This is a genomic window from Microbulbifer discodermiae (assembly GCF_040742695.1).
Taxonomy (GTDB): domain Bacteria; phylum Pseudomonadota; class Gammaproteobacteria; order Pseudomonadales; family Cellvibrionaceae; genus Microbulbifer.
Genome location: NZ_JBFLAB010000062.1, coordinates 1 through 22,540, shown reverse-complemented (window position 1 = coordinate 22,540; position 22,540 = coordinate 1). Strand labels below are relative to the sequence as shown.

Annotated in this window: 16 protein-coding genes; 10 read left to right on the top strand and 6 right to left on the bottom strand. The window is 54.6% G+C overall.

Features of this window, described 5'->3' with window-relative positions; genetic code table 11:
* Positions 1-511: 511 nt before the first annotated feature.
* Together AB1S50_RS16880 and AB1S50_RS16875 are read right to left on the bottom strand one after the other, a co-directional pair.
* Positions 512-1,789, bottom strand: a complete 1,278-nt coding sequence (locus AB1S50_RS16880; RefSeq protein ID WP_367152218.1) for an aminotransferase class I/II-fold pyridoxal phosphate-dependent enzyme — start codon at positions 1,787-1,789, stop codon at positions 512-514.
* A gap of 109 nt (positions 1,790-1,898) precedes the next feature.
* The gene (locus tag AB1S50_RS16875) at positions 1,899-2,720 is read right to left on the bottom strand and encodes a DUF6279 family lipoprotein (RefSeq protein WP_367152216.1); all 822 of its coding nucleotides are present in this window, start codon (positions 2,718-2,720) and stop codon (positions 1,899-1,901) included.
* Between the two features lie 661 nt (positions 2,721-3,381).
* Here AB1S50_RS16875 and AB1S50_RS16870 point away from each other — a divergent pair.
* The 8 genes from AB1S50_RS16870 (at position 3,382) to AB1S50_RS16835 (ending at position 19,257) form a co-directional block, all read left to right on the top strand.
* On the top strand, positions 3,382-6,597 hold the full coding sequence (locus AB1S50_RS16870) for a TonB-dependent receptor domain-containing protein (RefSeq protein ID WP_367152215.1): 3,216 nt from the start codon (positions 3,382-3,384) through the stop codon (positions 6,595-6,597).
* A gap of 280 nt (positions 6,598-6,877) precedes the next feature.
* Positions 6,878-11,239, top strand: a complete 4,362-nt coding sequence (locus tag AB1S50_RS16865) for a hypothetical protein (protein WP_367152213.1) — start codon at positions 6,878-6,880, stop codon at positions 11,237-11,239.
* Between the two features lie 221 nt (positions 11,240-11,460).
* Entirely contained in the window at positions 11,461-12,675 is a 1,215-nt protein-coding gene (locus AB1S50_RS16860) for a hypothetical protein (protein WP_367152211.1), read from the top strand.
* Between the two features lie 851 nt (positions 12,676-13,526).
* A complete protein-coding gene (aceE, locus tag AB1S50_RS16855; protein ID WP_367152210.1) occupies positions 13,527-16,196 on the top strand; it encodes a pyruvate dehydrogenase (acetyl-transferring), homodimeric type in 2,670 nt (889 codons plus the stop codon).
* A gap of 17 nt (positions 16,197-16,213) precedes the next feature.
* On the top strand, positions 16,214-17,902 hold the full coding sequence (gene aceF, locus AB1S50_RS16850) for a dihydrolipoyllysine-residue acetyltransferase (protein WP_367152209.1): 1,689 nt from the start codon (positions 16,214-16,216) through the stop codon (positions 17,900-17,902).
* 444 nt (positions 17,903-18,346) lie between these two features.
* Positions 18,347-18,613: a hypothetical protein gene (locus AB1S50_RS16845; protein WP_367152207.1), complete on the top strand. Its 267-nt coding sequence runs from the start codon at positions 18,347-18,349 to the stop codon at positions 18,611-18,613.
* Between the two features lie 31 nt (positions 18,614-18,644).
* Positions 18,645-18,944, top strand: coding sequence for a hypothetical protein (locus AB1S50_RS16840; RefSeq protein ID WP_367152206.1), 300 nt, complete (start codon positions 18,645-18,647; stop codon positions 18,942-18,944).
* A complete protein-coding gene (locus tag AB1S50_RS16835) occupies positions 18,934-19,257 on the top strand; it encodes a hypothetical protein (protein ID WP_367152205.1) in 324 nt (107 codons plus the stop codon). Before AB1S50_RS16840 ends, AB1S50_RS16835 begins: the two co-directional genes overlap by 11 nt.
* A 153-nt stretch (positions 19,258-19,410) precedes the next feature.
* Here AB1S50_RS16835 and AB1S50_RS16830 read toward each other — a convergent pair whose 3' ends face one another.
* Positions 19,411-19,686, bottom strand: a complete 276-nt coding sequence (locus AB1S50_RS16830) for a high-potential iron-sulfur protein (RefSeq protein WP_367152204.1) — start codon at positions 19,684-19,686, stop codon at positions 19,411-19,413.
* A 593-nt stretch (positions 19,687-20,279) separates the two neighbouring features.
* On the opposite strand from AB1S50_RS16830, the gene AB1S50_RS16825 reads away from it, so the two are divergent.
* Together AB1S50_RS16825 and AB1S50_RS16820 are read left to right on the top strand one after the other, a co-directional pair.
* Positions 20,280-20,654, top strand: coding sequence for a hypothetical protein (locus AB1S50_RS16825; RefSeq protein WP_367152203.1), 375 nt, complete (start codon positions 20,280-20,282; stop codon positions 20,652-20,654).
* Entirely contained in the window at positions 20,651-21,019 is a 369-nt protein-coding gene (locus tag AB1S50_RS16820) for a DUF6506 family protein (RefSeq protein WP_367152202.1), read from the top strand. Before AB1S50_RS16825 ends, AB1S50_RS16820 begins: the two co-directional genes overlap by 4 nt.
* 210 nt (positions 21,020-21,229) lie before the next feature.
* Here AB1S50_RS16820 and AB1S50_RS16815 read toward each other — a convergent pair whose 3' ends face one another.
* From AB1S50_RS16815 to AB1S50_RS16805, 3 genes are all read right to left on the bottom strand, one after another.
* Positions 21,230-21,622 (bottom strand): hypothetical protein, encoded by a 393-nt coding sequence (locus AB1S50_RS16815; RefSeq protein WP_367152201.1) that lies wholly within the window; start codon positions 21,620-21,622, stop codon positions 21,230-21,232.
* A 96-nt stretch (positions 21,623-21,718) separates the two neighbouring features.
* On the bottom strand, positions 21,719-22,114 hold the full coding sequence (locus AB1S50_RS16810) for a hypothetical protein (RefSeq protein WP_367152199.1): 396 nt from the start codon (positions 22,112-22,114) through the stop codon (positions 21,719-21,721).
* 316 nt (positions 22,115-22,430) lie between these two features.
* Positions 22,431-22,540 (bottom strand): IS3 family transposase (locus AB1S50_RS16805; RefSeq protein WP_367149665.1); only part of this gene is annotated, 110 nt, incomplete at its 5' end.

The following is a 22,540-nucleotide window of genomic DNA, read 5'->3' as shown; positions in this document are numbered from 1 at the left end:
AAATGAAGTAGAGCGTCTGTTTCGCCGCTTGAAAGGTTTCCGAAGAATATTTAGTCGATTTGATAAGTTGGATGTCGTTTTTAAGTTCTTCATCAACTTTTCATTGATCGCTGACCGGCTAATTAGTGTTAACAGGCCCTAGTAATTGCCTGTAATTTTTCGCAGGCAGGGAGGCCGTGAAAGAGAACAATCTATGCCGATTTATCCGGCAACTAAGCAAGTTGCCGGATAAATATTGTTGCGATAGAGCCTTATCCTCCACTCCGGCGTCTGAGCATCGAGCACTCTGTTGATGTGGCTTGATAGAGAGTGTGTCTGTAATTACTCGCAAATTCGACAGAGGTCTTTTCTTCCATTCCATATGCTGGGAATTGCTTTGGCAAAGCCGGACTATTTTGGCAGTGAGGCGGTGCTATCCTCTTGCTATGCAGTCGACGGTCTGGTGGTGGTGGATCTGGAGCAGACAGAGCCCAAATTTGCCAGACGCTACCTGTCGGTTTACATCCCGCGGTCATCCGGATGCCACGAGCTGACGACGCACACTGGCAAGCTTGATGCACAAAACCAGTACGGACATGGCGGTATCCAGTTCCTCCAGTGGCGGGAAGCTGGGGGCTATACGGATATTGCGGTCTTGCGGGTCTTCACCATAGGGGAAAGTGGCTCCGGCCGGGGTTAGTTTTACCCCGGCGTCGGCGGCCAGCTCCACCACAGAGGCGGCACAGCCGGGCCGGGTGTTAAAAGAAACGAAGTAGCCGCCCTCGGGCGCTTCCCATGCCCCCAGATCCGAATCGCCCAGATGGCTTTCGAGTTGCTGCAGCACACACTCAAACTTGGGCTTCAGTATTTCCGCATGCCTCTTCATATGCTCTTTCAAGCGGGTGAATTCCGGGAACAGGCGCGAGTGGCGCAACTGGTTTACCTTGTCCGGCCCAATGGTCATCACTTCCATCTGTTTTTTAAGGGAAGCGAGATTGGCGGGACTGGCGCTGACAAACGCCACCCCTGAACCCGCATGGGTGATTTTGGAGGTGGAGGCAAACTGCAGCACTGAATCGAGAGTATCGTACTCCATTGCCGCTGTACGGATATTGGGCAGATTGACCTGGCGCCCCAGGTCGTGGATGGCGTAGGCATTGTCCCAGAAAATCCGGAAGCCGGGGTGGCTGGACTGCCCCAGGCGGGCCATGCGCTCTACCGTCTCGAGACTGTAAGTGACACCCGTGGGATTGGAAAACTTGGGCACACACCAGATACCGACGATTTCCCGGTCGTCTTTGATGGCGGCTTCAACGGCAGCCATGTCCGGTCCCGTGGCCGTCATCGGGATAGTCACCATGCCGATCCCGAGTTGTTCACAAATAGCGAAATGGCGGTCATAGCCGGGTACCGGACACAAAAACTTGGGTGCCTTCAATTCGCGCCAGGGTGTGTGGCCGGCAAAACCGAACAGGTAGCCGGTCAGAACGGCGTGATACATCAGAGTGAGTGAGCTGTTGCCGGCAGCTATGACCTCTGCACTGGGCACCTGGAGAATATCTGCGCCCAGTTCGCGCGCACAGGCCAACCCCGTCAGACCGCCATAGTTGCGGGTATCCGTGCCGTCAGATGCCCGGTAATCATCATTCAGAATACCGTCGAGACTGTCGGCCAGGTGCAGCTGAGCCGCCGAGGGTTTGCCCCGGGTGAGGTCCAGGCTGAGTTGGTGGTCACAGACACGGCGATACTGCGCGCTTAGAGCTTCTTCCCATTCCACGAGCTGTTCACGACTGGCGGAGTCGATATACACGCTATTTCTCCCTCGGCCCCCGAAAGCCCGGAGCTTAGCAGTCGTGCCCGGTGGCGTCATCCGTTGTGAAGGAACTTGTGCCAAGTGGCACAATGGCCTGTGATCGTTGTCATTGTGCGGAAAGAGCGCGGAAATCCTCCGCGTAATCCCGCAGTTTGCCTGCCAGATATTTACGCTGCCGAAGGCTGGTATCGGCGAGGATCGCTTCAGCCAGGCGGCGCGTACTGATACGGCGTTGTTCCTGTCGGAGACGGTACTCCTGCGGCCAAAGCTGTGCGGGGTTCATCATCATCGCCCTTAGTTGCTGTTGATAGCCTTTGGGTTTGTCGCGTAAAAGTTCTACAAACCGGTTTTGCCACAACTGTCGCTGACGATAATGGTGTAAAGGGTCGTATGAGACCTCTGCCCAGATTGCTATCGATGCCTCCTGCCCGTGGTTCAGCGGTCCCAGCCAGCGCTTGCTCTGCTTGCGGACTTGGCGGTCGCGGTAAAGCACCATTTCCTCCGGGGGCTTTTGCCACCTTTTCAGCCATTTTTCCCGCTGCCTGCTCAGCTCTCGATCCAGTTGCTCGATCTGATCATCATTGAGGCTGGCAATCAGTGGTGCCAGGTCATCGCAGAGGCGATCCCAAGTCCGTCGCCAGAATTCCAGCGCCTTTGTTTCCACAGTCGGAAGGGATATTTGCTGTGTATTGCCGGCCTCCAGCCCGATCGCAAGCTGGGTCAAATACTCGGCATAGTGGGGCAACTGGGTCTGTCGATGCCAGTGGTGGAAGCGTACCAATGTGGTTTTCAGGTCTTCTTTCTGGTCGCGGGACAGATCGACGTAATCATCCAGCTGCCAGCCTATCCAGTGATCCAACTGGTTATAGGCCAACTGGACCCCGGAACAGCTACTGAGTGTGGACAGAAAAATTACCAGAAGCGCCAACCGTAAGGGCCCTAGGCAGGCTGGTGGAATTCGTCCCTGGATCATTCTTGCCTTCCGCTGATGGCTGATTATCGGTTGAAGTGTCAGGTTAATAATAGGTGTTATCGAGTTTTATCGTCTTGGCTGTTGGCGGGTGGTAAGTCGAATTCATGCCCGCCGAATCCCCCTCTATAGAGGGCATGGTGATACAAACGTCTAAAGTTGCACAGAAAACAAGCATTAAATTGATTTCCGGTTAAAGTTGTAATTTGCGCCATAATAAAAATATTAACCAATGTTGTGGATTATTGCGACGATAAAATTAATTCCATTAAAGTTAAATTTTCTCTTATAACAATAAAGGCCAAATATCCATTGGCGCACTATTTTCTTTAAAATTTGTTTTGCTGCAATGGGTTCTTCATAAAACTTTAACCCTCATCAACTTCAATACTCCCAATCAGACGACTTGATTTTCTGCTGACGAGTTGCTCAGGAGCGGCTTTTCAGTATTTCGATAATTCCTCCTATCCGTCAGTGGCCACCGCCAGGTAATGTCGCAACCGGTTGTGATCTCATAAGTTGTCTTAATTGGTGTCATTTTCCAAAGGGGAAGGTTCACTTTATGAAAAATCGCGTCAAAGACAAATTTTTCCGGTCGTGTTTGTGTGTTGCTGTGGCTATGGCGATTGCCTGTAACGCAGAGTCCGCTGCATTCAGGTTGGATGTTTACCTGGACGGCGCGCCGGCGGAGCGGCCCATAGTGCAGCTCAATGGCTCGGTGGTGGAGTCGGGAGAGCGTCGGGCCAGCCTCTTTCTGCCGGATATTGATGCTGGACGCTATCGTCTGCGGGTCGGGATATCGGAGTTGTGGGTGCCCTATGAGTTTTCAGTTCTGAACCAGCAGGCGGCCTTTGTAACCGTGCATATGGATTCCCGCAGCGGGCGCGCGGTCAAGACGATCCGCAAAGTGGATTTAGCTGAGTTGAACGGGGATGGCACACTGAAACAGGGTACCGGAGGTGCTGAATTCAACAATGGTAGCATTGAGGGCGTCGCAGTGTCTTCAGATACTGGCCGCCCCTTGCGGAATGTAACCCTGCAGGTATTGGACGGCAGTCAGGAGACGGTAACAGACCGGGACGGAAGCTTCCGCCTGGAGCTGCCGGCGGGGGTTTACCAACTGGAGGTAACGCACCCGGACTACCGCACATTGCGCCTGGCCAGCCTGCAGGTACTGGCAAAACTCAACCTTCTGACCCATATCGAAATGGACCCGGTGGATGACCTCAACGAATCCGGCGTTCAGGCCATCGAGGAGGTTCAGGTGGTTGGCCGCTACCAGCGAGACAATTCTATCGAACTTGAGCGCAACGCTTCAGCGGTGACGGATGGCATAGATTTCTCACAGATTTCCCGCTTTGATGATTCTATGGTCAGCAGCGCTATAAAGCGCGTTGTGGGCGTCTCTCTGCAGGACGACCGCTATGCCGTAGTCAGAGGCATGAAAAGCCGCTACCAATCAACTGATTTCGACGGTGCCACGCTTCCCAGCACGGACCCGGCGCGGCGGGATCTCCCGCTGGATATTTTCCCAGCCGGAATTCTTCGCAGCCTGAACCTGCAGAAAAGTGCCACTGCCGATATTCCGGCCAGCGCCACTGCCGGTCATATCAGTATGCGCACGCGGGAAATTCCCGATGAACCCTTTCTGAAAGTGTCCTATTCCGCCAGCAGGAGTGAGATGCATGGCCAGGATATGCAGATGTCTGCCACCGAGGGGGATAAAGACTGGTTGGGAATGGACGATGGCAGCCGGGCATTGCCGGACGCCCTGCAACTCACCCTGGGGGACTGGATCAATATCGAGGATGGCGAACAGGGTTACGGCGGTTTCGACCAGGAAGCGATCAAGGCCATGGGACAAAGCCTGCAACATAACGCCATCTATTCGGGCCGCGCACCGATGGATTCGGCCATCAGTCTCAATGGAGGCCGTTCCTGGGACCTGGCAGAGCAACGCCTGGGTCTTATCGGTGCCCTGCGTTATTCCAACAAGTGGAGCAGCAATAGAAAGACCAACTTTCGCTATTCCAGTTTCCAACTGGATAGAACGGGAGAAAAGGGGTTGTCTCTAGAGCGGGTGGGTGAAACGGACGATAGCAACAATGTGATCGATGCAAGCGCCATGCTCAACCTCCAGTGGGATCCCGGCGAGCGTCACAGTTTTGGCATCAACAATGTCTTACTCCGTCATACCACCAACTCCGCTGAGATCGAAACCAGTTACGACTTGCCCGATAGAGCTGAAAGGAGAGAATTAATATTGGCATTGGGCGAAGATATTGAAGCGGTAAAGGCGGAGGATATACAGCGGTTCAAGTATCAGCGGGTGGACTGGATAGAGGAAGAGCTGCTTAGCCACCAGCTGTGGGGAAACCACAGTTTTGAGGTTGGGGTATTGGAGCCACTGGCCTATCTGGATTCGGTGGATATCGACTGGCAGTTGATGAAGGCCAATACGGAATACCTCCGCCCCAATGCTACCCAGTACGCCTACAAAAGCCAGGGTCCGGATGATAGCTACAGTGGTGCCCACGACTACCACTTGTGGGAGGAAATGCAGGAGAAAAACAACGGTCATCGCCTGGATATACGTTTTCCGTTTACGGATCTTTACGGGCTCTCTGGGCAACTACAGGCCGGCACGCATGAGCTACGGCGCGATCGTGAAGGCTATTACTATTACTACAGGTTAAAGGGATTTGCCACGGGGTCTAATCTAGAGAATGTGGATCCCAGAGAAATCTATCTGCCGGAATATATCCTCGGCAGGCCGGGGCTGGATGGATTCTATTTGAGTGTGGGCGAATTGTTGCCGACGCGGGATGAGGGGCTCTCTGGGAATAGCTATATAGTGCGGCAGGACTTAAGTGCCAGTTATCTGCTCGCGGATCTGGAGATTTACGACAAGTTCAGGGTCAACCTCGGAGTCAGAAAGGAAACCTTTGATCTGGCTGCGGAGCAGTATGCCTACACCATAGAGCCGATGACACCGCTGCTGGATGAAAGCTATGAACTACCCTCCATCAACCTGACCTATAGCATCAGCGATAATCTGCAACTCAGGGCGGCCTGGTCTGAAACCGTCAGCTGGCCGGAGATCTACGAGATGGTGCCCAGGACATTTACAGATATTGAAACGCTTGAACGCTATACGGGAAATCCTCTGCTCAAGCCGGCGCGGATCAAAAACTATGACGTGCGTATCGAATGGTACCCCTCGGAAACAGAATCTGTCACTTTCGCAATATTTTCCAAAGAACTGTTCAACGCCATCGAAAACCGGTTTGACAGGATTGGCGATAAGTTTGACTACTATACCTTTGACAATGCAGAGACGGCGGAGGTTTATGGCGCAGAGCTGGATGTGCGTCGGGAGTTTGTTTTTGGCCACAACGATGATCACGCGATTTTTGTGCAATTCAATTATGCGGACATCACCTCTTCGGTAAAGGTTGTCGAGGGAAGCGGTGTTTTTGCGCGGGAGTTGGAAAGACCGCTGCAGGGGCAGCCGGATTATGTCGGCAACCTGCAGCTGGGGTATGACCATATCGATAGCGGCCAGGAATTGACCCTGGTACTGAACTCAAGGGGCAGAGAACTGGCGGTGGCGAACCCCGGTCTGGTATCGATTCCATCCGACGTTTACGCCCAGCCTTACGATGACCTGAAACTGATTTACAAGAAAAAATTTTTTAACGGCCTGTCCCTTTCTGCTTCTCTGGGAAATATTCTCGACGAGGAGCATGACCTCAGGTATGAAAATTACGATACCCCATACCTGAATTACGCTACCGGCCGTACCCTTAAACTTCAGGCAGGCTACGATTTTTAACCGTTTTCACTGGCTTGCCGGCCCGGCGATCCAGTATCCCTGTACGCAGGCAGGTACAGAGCTTGCCGGGTGCCGGGCGGGCGCGGCTGAAAGTTGAGTTTGAAATACCAAACAGGCTGGAACTGAATCCAGCAGTTTAGATGTGGTTAGTGTATTTTCCAGCGCGGCCACTGCTGGTCCGTTTGATAACGGCGCTCCTTTAACCCAAGACTACCGGGGTAAGAATATGAAGCTGCTACGGCGAATTTTACCAATAGCGCAAAAAAATTACTGTTCCGCCATGTCAAACTGGGCGGCGCGAAGTCTGTTGCTGCCGGGATTGACCCTGGTGCTGGCGGCCTGCTCCGCGGACAGGTCCGACGAGTTGGCGCAGGAGGAGCCACTGGATGTGGCTTTGGCCCAGTGCGAAGTGGTGCACGGCGGTGTAGTGGGAACCCCGCTGGAGCCTGTTGTTGTGGATGGTGTGATGACGCAGGCGTGTCTGCTGAGTACAGAGTTGAGCCGGCTCACCAGGGTCAAGCTGAAGAATTCCCACAACTACGCACCGCTGGTGTGGGTGCTGGATGGTGTCTATGAGGTGGGAACCAGCAAGCCCTACCGGACCTTGGCGGAACTGCAGGGGGATGATCTGCACGAGCTGGAGATGCCGCAAACTAAGGACAAGTTGTACGCTCGCGCCGGCAGCCTGGTGGTGGTGCACCGGAATGGCCTGTTGAGAGCGAATATCGTATCCATCGATGACGACAACATCGGGGGTGGGGAGTGGGGGGGATTGGTGGTCAATGGTATCGGCTACCATCCGGACTGTGGCTCAGGCGTGAGCGCGGATAACTTCTGCAATGTGGAGGGCGACTGGGGGTTTTTCGGCGGCCTGTCGCTGCAGGAGTCCAGGGAGGCAGACATACTGTTGAAAGACTCCAGTGCGTTTTCCAACCCCAGCGTCACCGGCTTTACCGGCTGGATAGCCGAAGCCGGGGGTGAAACTATCCAGGGTCCGCAGTTGGAAGCGGCGATAACAGTCAATGCGCCGCACCTGGGCCAGAATCCAGCTCCCAGCGGTGTTTTTTATAGCGGCAGGGGAGGGCTGCAGTTGCGCGGTGGTGCTATGGAAATAGGCACCTATGCCATGGGCAATAAGGGGCATGCCATCCACTGGCTGGGGGGTTTTGGCGGTTTCGTGAGGAATTCACTGATTTACCATCAGGCCGAGACCGCCGCCCTCAGGGGAGAGAACAGCGCCGCAGCGGTCGGCGAAGCGGAGGGGCAGGAGGGGGTTGTCCTGGATAGACTGGTGTTGGTGGACAAGGCGTTGACCGGCGGCGGAGCCCTGGAGTTTTCCGGGGGCGGTAGCGTCTCAATGAACAATGTGGCGGTGCAGGGCTTTGGCTACTGTCTCAAAGTGGACGATGCCAGTACGATGGTGGAGTCCACCAACAGCGTCTTCTATTGCGCCTCCCCCACTGAAGAGAGCGGGGGGGGCGTTGACTTCGCCGATCAGGTACTCGCCAGCGGGACCAATATTTACCAGTTGAATCCGGATCTGACGCCCACCCTGGGTTTTGGAAACCCCGCTATCATCGGTGTTACACCCATAATTCTCAAAACTTCATTGGAGGTGGAATCCGGCTATGAATTGGGGCTCTATTACGCGCCCTGCTACGGTGTGGGGACCCAGACCGAGGATACCCTGAACATCGGCACCTCCAGCTACAGCGTCTGTGAGTTGAGCGGCAGAGTAAACGACAATTTTTACTTTGACGACGATATTAACGATGAATTGGTGGCCTGGCGCATAAAGGGAAGGCTCACGTTCGGCAGTGACTTTGGCCTTCTTGATCAACAGCAGCAGCAGGCGGCACTAACGCAGCCGCAGCAGGTGGTTCTGGATGGAGATTCCAAGCTGCTGCTGGGTGAGCAGTCCTCCCTGGCGTTCAGCCCCGATGTGGTGTTGCGTGTGCAGGGTACTCCCGAGTCACCGGTGCAACTGGCGCCGCAGGACCCCGGGGGCAGCTGGGGGGGGGTGGCGATTCAGGGCCTGGCGCAAAACTGCAGTGGTCAGGATCTGTGCCGTCTGGCCCGGGAACAGTTTGTGGACATCAGCTACCTGCGCTTGTTGGGGGTGGGCGGGGATCAAACAGCACTGGCGATGCGGGAGGTTAGCGAAGCCGGACAGGTCGATTACCTGGATATTTCCGATTCGGACAGCGACGGACTGGAGTTGATCGGTGGCGCGGTCAATATAAAGCATTTGCTGATCTCCAATGTGGCTGGCAACCAGGTACAGTGGAGCGGCGGTTACCGGGGTGGCCTGCAGTACGCGATTTTAAACACCGGGGATCGGGGTAGGGGACACGCTCTGCTGGGGCGCAACGATGCGACGGACCACGACGCCAGTCCACGCTCCCGCCCAGTGCTGGCCAATGTCACTATCAAGGGCGCCGAAGCAGCGGCCAGCGCTATCCTGTTGGAGCAGGGTTCCGGACTGCTGTTATACAACTCGGTGGTGACCGATTTCAGCAACTGCCTGGATATTGACGACCTGTCCACCAACAATCTTCAGTATTCGGACCCGCTGCAGATTTATTTTGACAATGTGATACTCGACTGCGATGCCACGGTAACTTCCGACGAGGAGTCTTCCACTGGTGGTGATTTCGCGGAAAAAACGCGGGATCTCAGCGGTGTCTATCAGGTTTCGGCGGTGCTGGATAGCAGCTTCGTGCCCAGTGGCGCGGGTATACCTGGAATTTCCTCACCGATTGATTTCACTCTCGCGGGGAGCACTGCCGCTTACCTGGATAAATCGCCCCTGTATATGGGCGCGGTGGTGGACTCCAGGGACGACTGGTATCTGGGTTGGAGCGATTCTGTGGGTGTCCTGTTGGCGGAAGAATGCGATTTCAAAGGCGTTTTGGAAGACGATTATGTGTACCGCAACCGAACTGTGCCGGGCGTAACCGTCGGCAACCAAACTTATTTTTCCAAATACAAGGTATGCGGGCTGCGCGGCACTATTACCGAGGATTTCCTGCTGACTGCCTATACCGGCGTGGATGCGGAAGCGATCGCCAGTGGTAGCAAGGTGGTTGAAGAGCTGTATCCGGGCTATGCCGTAGAGCGGGACCCGGCCCTGACCCTGTGGCTACTGAACGGACTGGTGCGGATTGGCGAGGGGCATTTCCCGCTCACCAAGAGCGCCCAGGTGGAGGCCATGAAGGCTAATCCGGTAACTCTCGGTATCGAGGCCTCCACTATCATAATGGCCTCCGAGGGTGCAGGCCTGCATATTACCCGCGGGGGCGCACTGGTGATTATGGGTGACAGGAGCCTGGCGAATCCGGAGGATGATGACGCCGCAGGCCCGGTAAACCTGGTGGGTCTATTAGTGGATAATCAGCCTATCTTTGATACTGGGCAGCCACTGAATCTCGACGTGGCCAACTGGACCGGCCTGATTGTGGATGGCTTCGCCAGCAACAACCAGTGCCCGGACGCCACCACAGGCCCGGCCAATGGCGTGTGCAATATAGAGGGGGAATTTGGTTACTACGGCGGCTATGACGATACGCATAATAACCTTTGGGTTGAAAACCTGCATATGCAGAGAGGTTCCCTGCGATTGAACAGTGTTGGCCAGGGGGGGCGGCTGGAAAATTTTTACTTCAGTCTTGGTAGAACTTTCACAGGAGGCCTGGATGCCTGGGGTGCCGACAACAATGGCCGGGCGGCGATCGATATCCAGGGGGGCAAGGTGAATCTGCGTAACGTCAATATCGCCAAAGTGGGGGCGGGCAGTGCCATTCGTTGGAACCACGGCTACCGCGGCAGTATGCAGACTGTACATATTAATGGTCTCCCTTTAGTCGGAGCCTTTAGCAGTGCCGACCCCAGCTTTTTCGATACGCTCTATCGGGATGAGAGCGGCAACTGGCAGTATTATCCGGTAATTCGCGGGAGCAATGGTGAGGTTGGCTCTGAGGATGCGCTGCCGCGCTCTGCCCCCACCCTGGCCAATCTTACTCTCTATGCTGCGGATGGCCGGGACTTCAATTCCAGCCGGCCGGAAGTGGAGAGTACTGCCATAGAATTATCACGGGGTTCTGGTCTCTACCTGTACAGCAGCATTGTCGGTTCGACTAAGGCGGATGATTCCCCGTTTTTTGGCAATGCCATTGCAGACCGGTGTATTCGGGCGGATAGCACTGTGCTGCCACTGTTGGGTGAGGCCATTGTTTTCGACCAGGTTGCCTTCGGATGCAAATCTCTGTCTGGTAACAACGGGGTAAACCAGGCCATTAACAGTGCCTTTGTTGCCAAAACGCTTGCCAATGTGCCAGGTACCGTGAGTAATCGTTCAACCATTGCTAACCCCAGTTTGGCCGATGCGGAAATCTACAATTTTGGTTGGGTGGTGGGTCGAGGTAAGTTAAACGATCACAATAGCATTGACCAATTAGAGGTTTTCAAACAATGGGAGGGTCTCCCCTATCCCAGTCCGGACCTGATTAATCTTGGTAAAGCGGTTATGCAGGTTTCCGGCTCCCAGGATCAGGATAATCAATTTCTTGTCAACAGCGATTATTTTGGAGCCTTGGATTACTTTATTGTTACTGATTCCGGTGGCGAAATAAGAGCCGATTAAATTTATTTATTTATATTGAAGCCGGCATATTGCCGGCTTTTTTGATTTTCATTTGCTGTTATATGCAAAGATTATTTATACGCAAACATACTGACATATGACATCTTTATTCTAATTTGGTCCGGGCATAAACAGTCGGACAAAACGCGGTAAATTTATCCTGTTAGGGCAATTAAAAATAGTTTGCCTTTTATTTGATTTTTCAACGGAGATTCAATCTAATGAAAAAGCTTGTATTAGCCATTGGCATGGCCATCATGTCTTCCGGTACCCAAGCGGTTACTACCCTTGGTTTGGATGCAGACTGTAATTCCAATGGCACCTTTCTCGGCTTAGTGGCATTTAACAGTGGCACCTATGTCCGGTGTGACCTGCCCACTCCCATCGCCGTCAACGATACAGTAGTGCTGGCAAAGAACAGCGCAACCCTGGGACTTCCTATTGTCTGGACCCTGCCGGGCATTGTAGAGGTGGGCAATGGCAATGCGCAAAATTCCGATCCAGCCACTGTGGACAATACGGAGCTGAGCATTGAGGCGGGCACCCAAATTGCCGGCGCGGTGGTAAGTCAATCGGCGCTGGTGATCTCTCGCGGGTCCACCATCAAGGCGGTGGGCACTGCCTTAGACCCTATTGTTTTTTCCTCCCTGGATAATAATTTCAATGGCTCCGGTGAATGGGGCGGCTTGGTTCTGGCCGGTTTTGCCGAGAGTAACCAGTGCCCCAGTGTCGCCGGCCTGGACACTTGCGTCCAGGAAGGCGTGAATGCCAATTTCTACTATGGGGGTGGCAAATTCCTGAATACCGCCAGCAGCGGTACTCTGGAGTATGTGGTGGTAGCCGAAGGTGGCAGTACGGTGGCGCCCGACAGTGAGATCAATGGCATTACCTTCTATGCGGTCAGCAGTGCTACCACCGTCAATAATATTCATGTGCATAACAACCAGGACGACGGTGTCGAGTTCTTTGGCGGAAATGTTGGGGTGAACCGGCTTTGGCTGACCTGCAATGAGGACGACAGCGTGGATTGGGATGAGGGTTATCGGGGTTCCCTTACCGACATCAATCTCGTTCAGGATGACGGCGGGGCGGGTCTCGGTGCTGATCACGCCTTTGAACTGGCCAGCAACCCCAACAATCCCGCTGCTTTGCCGCAAGCCTCCGGTACTGTGACCAACGTCAGCATCAGTTATGTGGGTTCCAGCTCACTGCCTGATGTACCATTTAAACTGAAAGAGGGCACTAATGCCTCGTTTACTAATGTGGTTATCGGCTCCGGCTATAACACCCTGAATTGTGACAATATCGATGCAACCAGCAGTGCTACTTTCAGTTTGATGGGGTATGGCTGCACCTCCTCTGTGCTTCCCGCTTCGAGTGCCACTGCGACGGGTTTTACCCAGGCATCCTTCTGGTCGGCGCCGGCGTGTGATTGACAGAGTTTAGCTGTTTACATCCCTTGGTCAGCGCAGGCGTTGCCTGCGCTTTTTGGGCTTGTCCTGGCTTCTCCTACTATCTCGGAAACCCATTGGATGATTTCTCACCCATTGGATTGTCGCTCTTGAAAACCCGGGCAAATTCACAGAATCGCTTGCTTTTCAAGGGCTTGCGCGGGGCTCTGCCCAAACGGCAAAGACTTGTGACTGTGATCCTCCCCCCTAAATTGGCCGTCTCTCCTTTCGCCCCCCCCCCCGAGCCGGGAGGAATTGGCATTACCTGGGCTAGGCTGAATAACAGAAGCCCCGGGCGGAATGAGACTGTGACCAAAACAGCCATCTCCGATTGCAGTTTGTAGCTGTATTTCCCCCGTTTGCGGTAGCAAATTTTATGAATTGGAGTTTAATAAAGATTTTTGTCTTTGAAAATGGTTTTAGTTGTTACCAAAGGTGTCGCCTGGAAAATACGCTGTAGTAATACTACAATCGCCTCCGCCCGGGATTCGGGAGAGGATGGTGCCAACGCAACTGCTCTCTCAGGCCGGCCGCCAGCCATTTTTTATACAGATAGACCTGGCAGGGGGGAGCGATTGCTCCACTGGCCTTCCGGTAACACCGGGAGGCTGCTCACTTTGCATTTCTGCCATGTGAAGGGGTGAATTGGCGCGGCCGGGATAATTCGGGAAGACATTTTCTGCCCGCACTGTATTTTGCCCAACAGCCAGCCACAGGCGTCGCCTCCAATTCGCGACAGGCGGAGCAGAGTGCCCGGCGCGGCGCGCCGGGTGGGTATGGACGGGCCGGATAAATCAGATCCGGTTCGGGTCGCAGGATTCGCCGAGGAGTACTTGATGCACGAAGAAACTGACAACCTGGAAACACAGGAGTGGCTGGATGCGCTGCAGGCGGTAATCCGCCACAGTGGCAAGGAACGCGCCGCCTTCCTGCTGAAACAGCTCTCCGACCGCGCCACGGATGTGGGCGTAAAGCTTCCCGCCGCCATTACCACCCCCTATCGCAACACCATTCCCACCAATGCGGAAAAGCGTATGCCGGGGGACCTGTTCATGGAGCGCCGCATCCGTTCCCTGATCCGCTGGAATGCCCTGGCGATGGTAGTGCGCGCTAACCAGAACCATGATGGCCTGGGTGGTCATATTTCCAGTTTCTCCTCCGCGGCGACTCTCTACGACGTGGGTTTTAACTATTTCTTTCGCGGCAATGAAGGCGAAGAGCGCGGTGACCTGATTTTCTTCCAGGGCCACAGCGCCCCGGGTATCTATGCCCGCTCCTATCTGGAGGGGCGTTTCGACGAAGAACAACTGGACAACTTCCGCCGCGAAGTGAACGGCAACGGTCTGTCCTCCTATCCACATCCCTGGCTGATGCCGGACTACTGGCAGTTTCCCACCGTTTCCATGGGTCTCGGGCCCATCCAGGCCATCTACCAGGCGCATATTATGCGTTACCTGTCCGCCCGCGGCCTGTCCCCCCGTGGCGACCGCAAGGTATGGGCCTTTCTGGGGGACGGCGAGTGCGACGAGCCGGAAACCCTGGGTGCGATTTCCCTGGCGGGGCGCGAGCAGCTGGAGAACCTGGTGTTCGTGGTCAACTGCAACCTGCAGCGCCTGGACGGTCCGGTGCGCGGCAATGGCAAAATCGTGCAGGAGCTGGAAGGGGTTTTCCGCGGTGCCGGCTGGAACGTGATCAAGGTATTGTGGGGGCGCCTGTGGGACCCGCTGCTGGAAAAGGACGACAAGGGCCTGCTGCAGAAGGTCATGGACGAAGTGGTCGATGGAGAGATGCAGAACTTCAAGGCCAATGGCGGCGCCTATACCCGCGAGCATTTCTTCGGCAAGTACCCGGAGCTGCTGGAGCTGGTTAAGGATATGACCGACGACGAGATTATGAAGTTGAATCGCGGCGGCCACGATCCCTATAAGGTTTACGCGGCTTATGCCGCAGCCATGGCCAACAAGGGCCAGCCCACCGTGATCCTGGCCCAGACCGTCAAGGGTTATGGCCTGGGTGCCGCCGGTGAGGCGGCGATGGATACCCACTCGGTGAAGAAGCTGGACCTGGACGCTCTCAAGCGTTTTCGCGACCGTTTTGCCATACCCCTGTCCGACAAGGAGCTGGAGGAGGTACCCTACTACCGCCCGGCCCCGGACAGCCCGGAAATGAAATACATGGCCGAGCGCCGCAGGGCCCTGGGTGGCCCGGTGCCGCGCCGTCCCATTGAGTGCCCCAGACTGGAAGTGCCCGGCCTGGACGCTTTCAGCGCATTGACCAAGGGCTCCGGCGAGCGGGAGATTTCCACCACAATGGCGTTTGTACGCGCCATCGCCGCACTGGTGAAAGACAAGCACATCGGCAAGAACATAGCGCCGATAGTGCCGGACGAAGCGCGCACCTTTGGTATGGAGGGGCTCTTCCGCCAGCTGGGCATCTACTCCTCCCAGGGGCAGCGCTACACCCCGGTGGATCACGGCCAGATCATGTATTACAAGGAAGACAAGAAAGGCCAGGTACTGGAAGAGGGTATCAACGAGGCTGGCGCCATGTCCGCCTGGATGGCGCTGGCGACCGCCTACAGCAACCACGGCGTAGCCATGGTGCCTTTCTATATCTACTACTCCATGTTTGGTTTCCAGCGCGTGGGCGACCTGGCCTGGGCCGCCGGCGACATGCAGGCACGGGGTTTCCTGATCGGCGCCACTGCCGGCCGCACCACTTTGAACGGGGAGGGCTTGCAGCACCAGGACGGCCACAGCCATGTGTTGTCCTCCACCATCCCCAACTGCCGCAGCTACGATCCGGCTTACGGCTACGAGCTGGCGGTGATAATCCAGCGCGGCCTCGTGGAGATGTACCAGGAGCAGAAGAATCTCTTCTACTACATCACCATCGAGAACGAAAACTACATCCAGCCGGAAATGCCTCGGGGCGTGGAAGAGGGCATCATCCGCGGTATCTACAAGCTCAGGTCCAATGCTAAGAAGGGCGCCAAGGGCAAGGCCGCGAAGAAACATGTGCAGCTGATCGGCGGCGGTACCATTCTGCGGGAAGTGCTGGCGGCGGCGGATATTCTCGCCGACCAGTTTGGCGTGACCTCCGATACCTGGAGCCTCACCTCCGCTGTGGAAGCGGCGCGGGAGGGCCAGGATGTGGCGCGCTGGAATATGTTGCACCCGCAAGCCGAACCGCGCAAAGCCTGGATCACCCAGCAGTTTGAAGGCAATAATTCCCCGGTTATTGCCTCCACAGACTACATCCGCTCTTATGTGGAGCCACTGCGCGAGTTTATCGACGGTGAACTCACCACTCTGGGTACCGATGGTTTTGGTCGCAGTGACAGCCGTGAACAGCTGCGCCGCTTCTTTGAGGTGGACCGTAACTATGTGGTAATTGCCGCGCTCAACGGCTTGGCCAGGCAGGGCGTCATCGACGCACAGGAAGTTTCCGAGGCTATTGTGAAGCTCAATATCGATGCCGACAAAGTTAACCCGCGCATCAGCTAGGAGAAGGCAGAATTCCTATGGCAAAACAAGTCATTAAAGTGCCTGACCTCGGTGGTGCCGATCAGGTTGATGTGATCGAAATCACCGTTGCGGTCGGTGATACCGTCGCGCAGGAGGACTCACTGATCGTGGTGGAGGGCGACAAGGCCTCCATGGACGTGCCGGCCCCGGTGGCGGGCAAAATCCTCAGCATTGCGGTGAAGGAGGGGGACAAAGTCTCGGAAGGGGATGTGATCGGGGAAATGGAAACCGATGCGGCACAAGCCCCTGCGGAGAAGCCTGCTGAAACTCCTGCCCCGGAAGAAGCTGCCCCGGAAGAAGCTGCCCCGGAAGAAGCTGCCCCGGAAGAAGCTGCCCCGGAGGAAGCTGCCCCGGCTCCTGAAGCCGTTACCGAAGCTCCTGCGGCGGCTGGTGCAGAGCCCAAGGAGGAAACTGTACAGGTCCCGGACCTGGGCGGTGCCGATGCGGTCGATGTGATCGAGATCAGCGTGCAGCCCGGCGATACTGTGGCGGAGGGCGACTCGCTGATTGTGGTGGAGGGTGACAAGGCGTCTATGGATGTACCTTCCCCCAGCGCGGGCACAGTGGTTTCCATCGCTGTCAAAGAGGGCGACAAGGTTTCCACCGGCGACACACTGGGTGTTTTGAAAGTGGTTGCCGGAACTGATGCCACAGCTCCAGCGGCGGCGCCGGCAACCCCGGCACCGGTCCAGGGCGCAGCGCAACCGGCGCCGCAATCCGTTGAACCGCCGGAAGCGCCACAGAAAGATCACCATTTGGAGCGGGATCTCACCGCAGCCGCCCAGGTGTACGCCGGCCCTGCAGTGCGCAAGCTGGCGCGGGAATTGGGTGTCACCCTGAACAAGGTGAAGCCTACGGGTCCGCGCAACCGCGTGACCAAGGATGACCTGCACCTCTATATTCGCGAGCAGGTGAAGAGGGCCGAGAGTGGTGCCGTCGGCGGCGGTCTCGGTATCGCCAAGATGCCGGATATCGACTTCAGCCAGTTCGGCCCGGTGAATGTGGAGCCCATGAGCAAGATCCACAAAATCACCGCCGCCAATATGTCGCGCAACTGGCTCAATGTGCCCCATGTCACCCAGTTCGACGATGCGGATATCACTGAGCTGGAGAAATTCCGCAAGTCCATGAAGGCGGAGGCGGAAAAGCGCGGTGTAAAGCTTACCCCTGTGCCCTTCCTGCTCAAGGCGGTGGCGGCTGCCCTGCGCGCCGAGCCCAGCTTCAATGTGTCCCTGCACAACGATGGCGAGCACCTGGTGCGCAAGGACTATGTGCATGTGGGCATGGCGGTGGATACGCCCAAAGGCCTGATGGTGCCGGTGATTCGCGATGTGGATAAAAAGGGTTTGTACACATTGGCGGAAGAGGCCACAGCCATGGCGACCGCCGCCCGCGAAGGCAAGCTTAAGCCCCGGGATATGCAGGGTGCCTGCTTTTCCATTTCCAGCCTGGGCGCTATTGGTGGCACTGGCTTCACGCCCATCGTCAATTCACCCGAAGTCGGCATCCTGGGAGTTTCCAGACTGAGCGTGCGACCAGTGTGGAACGGCGAGGAATTCGTACCGCGGCAGATGCTGCCGCTGGCCTTGTCCTACGATCACCGCGCAGTGAACGGGGGAGACGCCGGCCGCTTTATGACTTATCTGGTGACAGTGCTGAGCGACGTGCGCAGACTGATGCTGTAACCCGGGGGCGGCCAGTCTCAGCGCTGGTCGTCCTTCCCTTTCTTTTTTCCCGAGCCTGTTCCTGTGGCCATTATTCTGCCCGGGTATTTTTACGCCCGGCGAGTGTATAGCAGTCCTTCGGGTTGTGGCGGAGAAGGCGGCACTCTTCGTTACCCGTCGTTTGCTCGGAACAACCAAACCACTCTCCTCGTGTCTCTACTGGCACTTTTCCTGTCACGGCATGGTCAATTCAGTTAGTACCGGCTGGCCCTAACCACTGTGTTTTTTTGGGGTGTGACTACTGCCTTGTGGGTTCTTCCATAAGGGCGATGATCTGGGTGCTATAACGGTTATGTTGATTTAGGCGCATATCTGGCTCGCTGACCCGGCGGTGAAAACTGCCGCCAGCTACACTGAGGAGGTGACCAGAGCAGGTGCGACTCTGACAGTCGGAGGTATTCGGATATGAGGCGTACAGGGAAACTTGCGGTGCCCATCGCTGCCGCAGCGGCACTGCAGGGGTGTATCCTCCTTCCCGTCGACAACGACGATGACAATGACCCTTTTTTCTTTAATCCAGACCAGGCCGCACCAAATGCAAATTTTGTCGAGGCCGGTTATTACCGGCAGACGCAAGGTCTGGCAGCTTCGTCAGAGCGCCACTGCCCCGCTGGGGTGGCGTCCGGCAAAAGTGGACCCTGCTGGTTTTTCCCGGTAATCCGTTTTTACTGATTCTTCTCCACGATACGGCGACAGGTGCAAGATGTTGAAATTGATACCGATAGCTGCCGCATTGGCGACCGCGATAATTCTGGCCGGTTGCGGCGTGGCAGATACCCGCGATGATGTGATTTATCCCTACAGCAAGCCGCTGCCGCGCAGCGCCAGCTATCGCAATGAGGCACCGCCACCACCCCGGGTACAGTCGACCCGGGGAGGGCGAAGCAGTGCCGCCGGCTGCCCCAGTAATGCGGAAGAGCTAGCGCCGGGTTCTATTTGTCCGCCGACTGCCCAGTGCTTCGAGGTGTCCGGTGGCCGCCGGTGCATTATCTATGCAGAGTAGGGCCAGCTGTCTGTGCCTGACGGCCGCGGTCGCAGTGGCGGGGTGCGCAGGTCCTGACGGCCTTTGGGACGACATTCGCGGTACGCCCCAATACTACACCTACAGCAACCGCGACCTGCCTTGGGAATTGCAGCCGGCGTTTCCACGCCAGTGTATTGGCAACGACATACTAGTGGTGGATTTTACTGACTGCGACGCCCTGGCTGACGCCATTTGCTATCAACTGGACAATGGCGAATGGTGCATGCAGGGCTATACCTACGCGGAAGTGGTGGAGCTACCGCCGGAGACTCCTGCTGAACCGCTGAAGTAGCCGCTCTTAATTTGGCAGCTGAATAAGTTGCCGCACTACACCCAACTGGGGTCTTGTCCCCGGCGGTGGCCAGTGCGAGCAGCTCAGAGCTGCAACCCGCCCTGGCGTGGCCCAATCAGCGTGTAGTCCTGGGTCGGAGGAGTGTGGTGACAGTCACCCCTGTTTGACCACAAACAAACTGCACCAGCCCTCCGGGGAGATTTCACCCTCGACAACCTGACATCCATTCGGCTCTGTCCAGAACTGGCAGTCTTTGCATTTTTGCCCGTTTTTGGGAGTTTCCTGGTACTGCACTGCCTCTTTACTCGCTTTGCCCTGCGCGAGCGTGTCGCGGCTGCTGGCGATAATGGCGACAGGGAGCAGGGCCAGGGAGCAGCCGGTGAGCTTTAAGAATTTGCGCCGGGGGATTTTACTTACATATCGATTCATTGGTTCAAGGCCTCGTCTGCGGAAATGGGGGGAGCCAATTGGGTCGCCGGCGATTGTACAGACTCCATTTGTATCGAGACTTGAATGACAATCCCTCAGGGAGTTATGGAGATACTGCACCAGTGCCCGGATATTGGCTTCCGATGTTCAGCGTAGTTGATTTACCGCTGTTGGTGGGGGCTGAGCGAGCGGTAATTACCAGATGGTAACGCGTCTTATTTTTATTTACTTGGCAAGTGGAAAGCTTGTGTATTAATACCGGGTCGGAAGGAAAGAATGCCCCCTCCTGCCTTACTGATATCTGCCCAAAACGGGTAGCTGCATGGCTTAATAAGGATAGTCACAAGTTGACGCAGTATTGTTCTGAAAGTGGTAACTGGGATAATGCTGATTACTAGCAGGCTGTTGAAATTCGCAGAATTTCGACGCCTGGTACCGGAATATGGATGTTCCGGCAAAATCGACGACGCCTAAGTCGTTGATTTTGGGAGAAAAGTGAAAATCACATTTTTCGCTTTTCGTGTTTTGAAACAGGCAGGATGCCTTTTTCAACAACCTGCTAGATAAATACTGTGTATCACGGAGAGAGCTGTGTGAATATACTGTTGCTTACAGCAGGGTTGCTTTCCATTTTCGTAGGCCTAATCCATTCAATTTTTGGTGAGCTTCTAATTTTCAAAAAAGTCAGAGATGGGGGCATTGTTCCCGCTGTCACAAGCGAACTACTTGGTGAAGGAAATATTCGTATATTGTGGGCCACGTGGCATATTGCAAGCATTTTTGGATGGGTTGCTGGTGTCATGCTTATCAGTATCGCAAACAACGATTTTTCGGGCTCAGCATTATTTGTGCAGTATATTTCAGCATCAATGTTCGCTGCGGGTTTGCTGGTTTTTATAGCAACCAAAGCCAGGCATCCTGGTTGGATTGGGCTTTGTGGTGTTGCTATTCTTTGTTGGTTGGCATGAAAATTAACAGTCTTGTAACAGTGCATGCAAAGGCTGGTTTACCGGGAGGCATCGTGATTAGGCAGTACGGGTTCATTGTCAAGGCTAAAAGCCATGATTATCATCACCACAAAACGGTTATGGATACAGCAGATTTTTTTACAGAAATTATCGGTGTAAGCAATGATGATGACGCTGTTTTAGCTGCTAGAGGAATGATTGAGCGTGGTATGCAGGTCATTGAGCTTTGTGGTGGTTTTGGTTCAGAAAGTGCAGAGTACATAATTTCACAATTAGACACAGATATTCCTGTTGGTTACGTTACGTTTAATGAGGGGGAAACTCAAAAATTGGCCCGTATCGTATCTGAAGATTCAGGTGCTTAACAGTGATTTCAAGCCGACTGCCAGCGAGATGAAGGAAAATCCGCCAGCTAATAAATACTCAATGATAGAAACAATACACCAACGAGAATTGCAGTCCACCCAAAGAAACTTGACGGTTTATCTAGTCGTTCCATTAGTCCTACGCATAACGCCCAAAGCAGCGGCGCGAGTTAGCGCGTCGAGCCCGTAGGGCGATGCTGCCTTTGCTTGTTATGAGCTTGGTTCAATTGGAAAACCCTCTGGCTGTGCCCCAAATTCAGATTGTGGCCTTTTATCTTGTTCTCTAGTAGCAAAGACTTGGCCACTTTCATTGATTTGCAAATATACAGTGCCGTCGAAGTACTCGCCATCTTCGCCGCCATAGGGAATCAAATCTCGGCTGTATTTCCATTCTCCGATTTCGGAACTAACAACCAAACTATTTGAGGCAAATGAAATAACTTTTACTTCGCCAGGGGAAATATGAGTGATACTTCCCCCGCTATTTAAAGATATTGATACACCAGTATTGTTATAGATATCTGTCTCTGCTATTCGAGGGCAACCACTTAACACTATTGCGAGTAGTGTCATTAGCGCTGAAAGTTTTATTCGTCTTGCCATGCTAGTGCTCATAACGCCGCAAACAGCGGCAGATTTGGAGCAGCGAAGCTGCGGAAAAGCTGTCCAGCCCCGAAGGGGCGATGCTGCTTGACCTTGTTAACTGTGACTCGCGCATGACTGCTGTATATGTTGAATTAGTTTGTTTAGAAATTGTTTGCCACCTTCTTGTGCTTTTGAGCGTGGATTAACACCACCGCCATGAAGGTATAAGTGTACAACTGGAATGCCATTGTTCTTGAATTCGAGATCGAGATTTGCAACGCCATATTCGGTCTCTATGAGAAACCGCTCAAAGTTATCATCAGCTCGATCAAAATCTAGTTTTACGATACCCATTACGCCTTCAAAATTAGTGGCCGACCTAATGCAGGTATCCGATACTGCAAAGGTTGGATCAGCGTCTGACTGAATATGCCAGGATGCAGGAGGACAACCGGCCAACATAAAACATGTAAGAATTATTATTAGTGATCTATTGCTCATGATTTTCATGACAGTTAACGCTCAGCTAAGGGGCGAAGTGCGCAGCACTTTGTCCCACTTGAGCGCCTTGTTAGGTATTGCTTACGGTAGCGTAAAATCATGCCCAAATTCCTTGGTTGTAAAAAGACGATGCTCAGCATTATCTAGATCCAGGTATGGATAAGCCGCTTCATACTCGCTTACATAGCTCTCGAAAGATTCTTTGTCTTCGAGATAGAAGCGCCATAATGTTGGGCCGTAGGCACAATCAAGGGCAAAGTGGCCAATATATACAGATTCGCCTGCGTTTACATGGGGTGTCCTGACAATACTGGACAGTCCCGCTTTAAGCCGCTTTGGCTGATTCCCAATACTTCTTGGCGAATTCAGTTGGGGCCAAGTTGCCAAGCCGTGAGTGGCGACGTTGGCGGTTATAAAAAATCTCGATGTACTCCC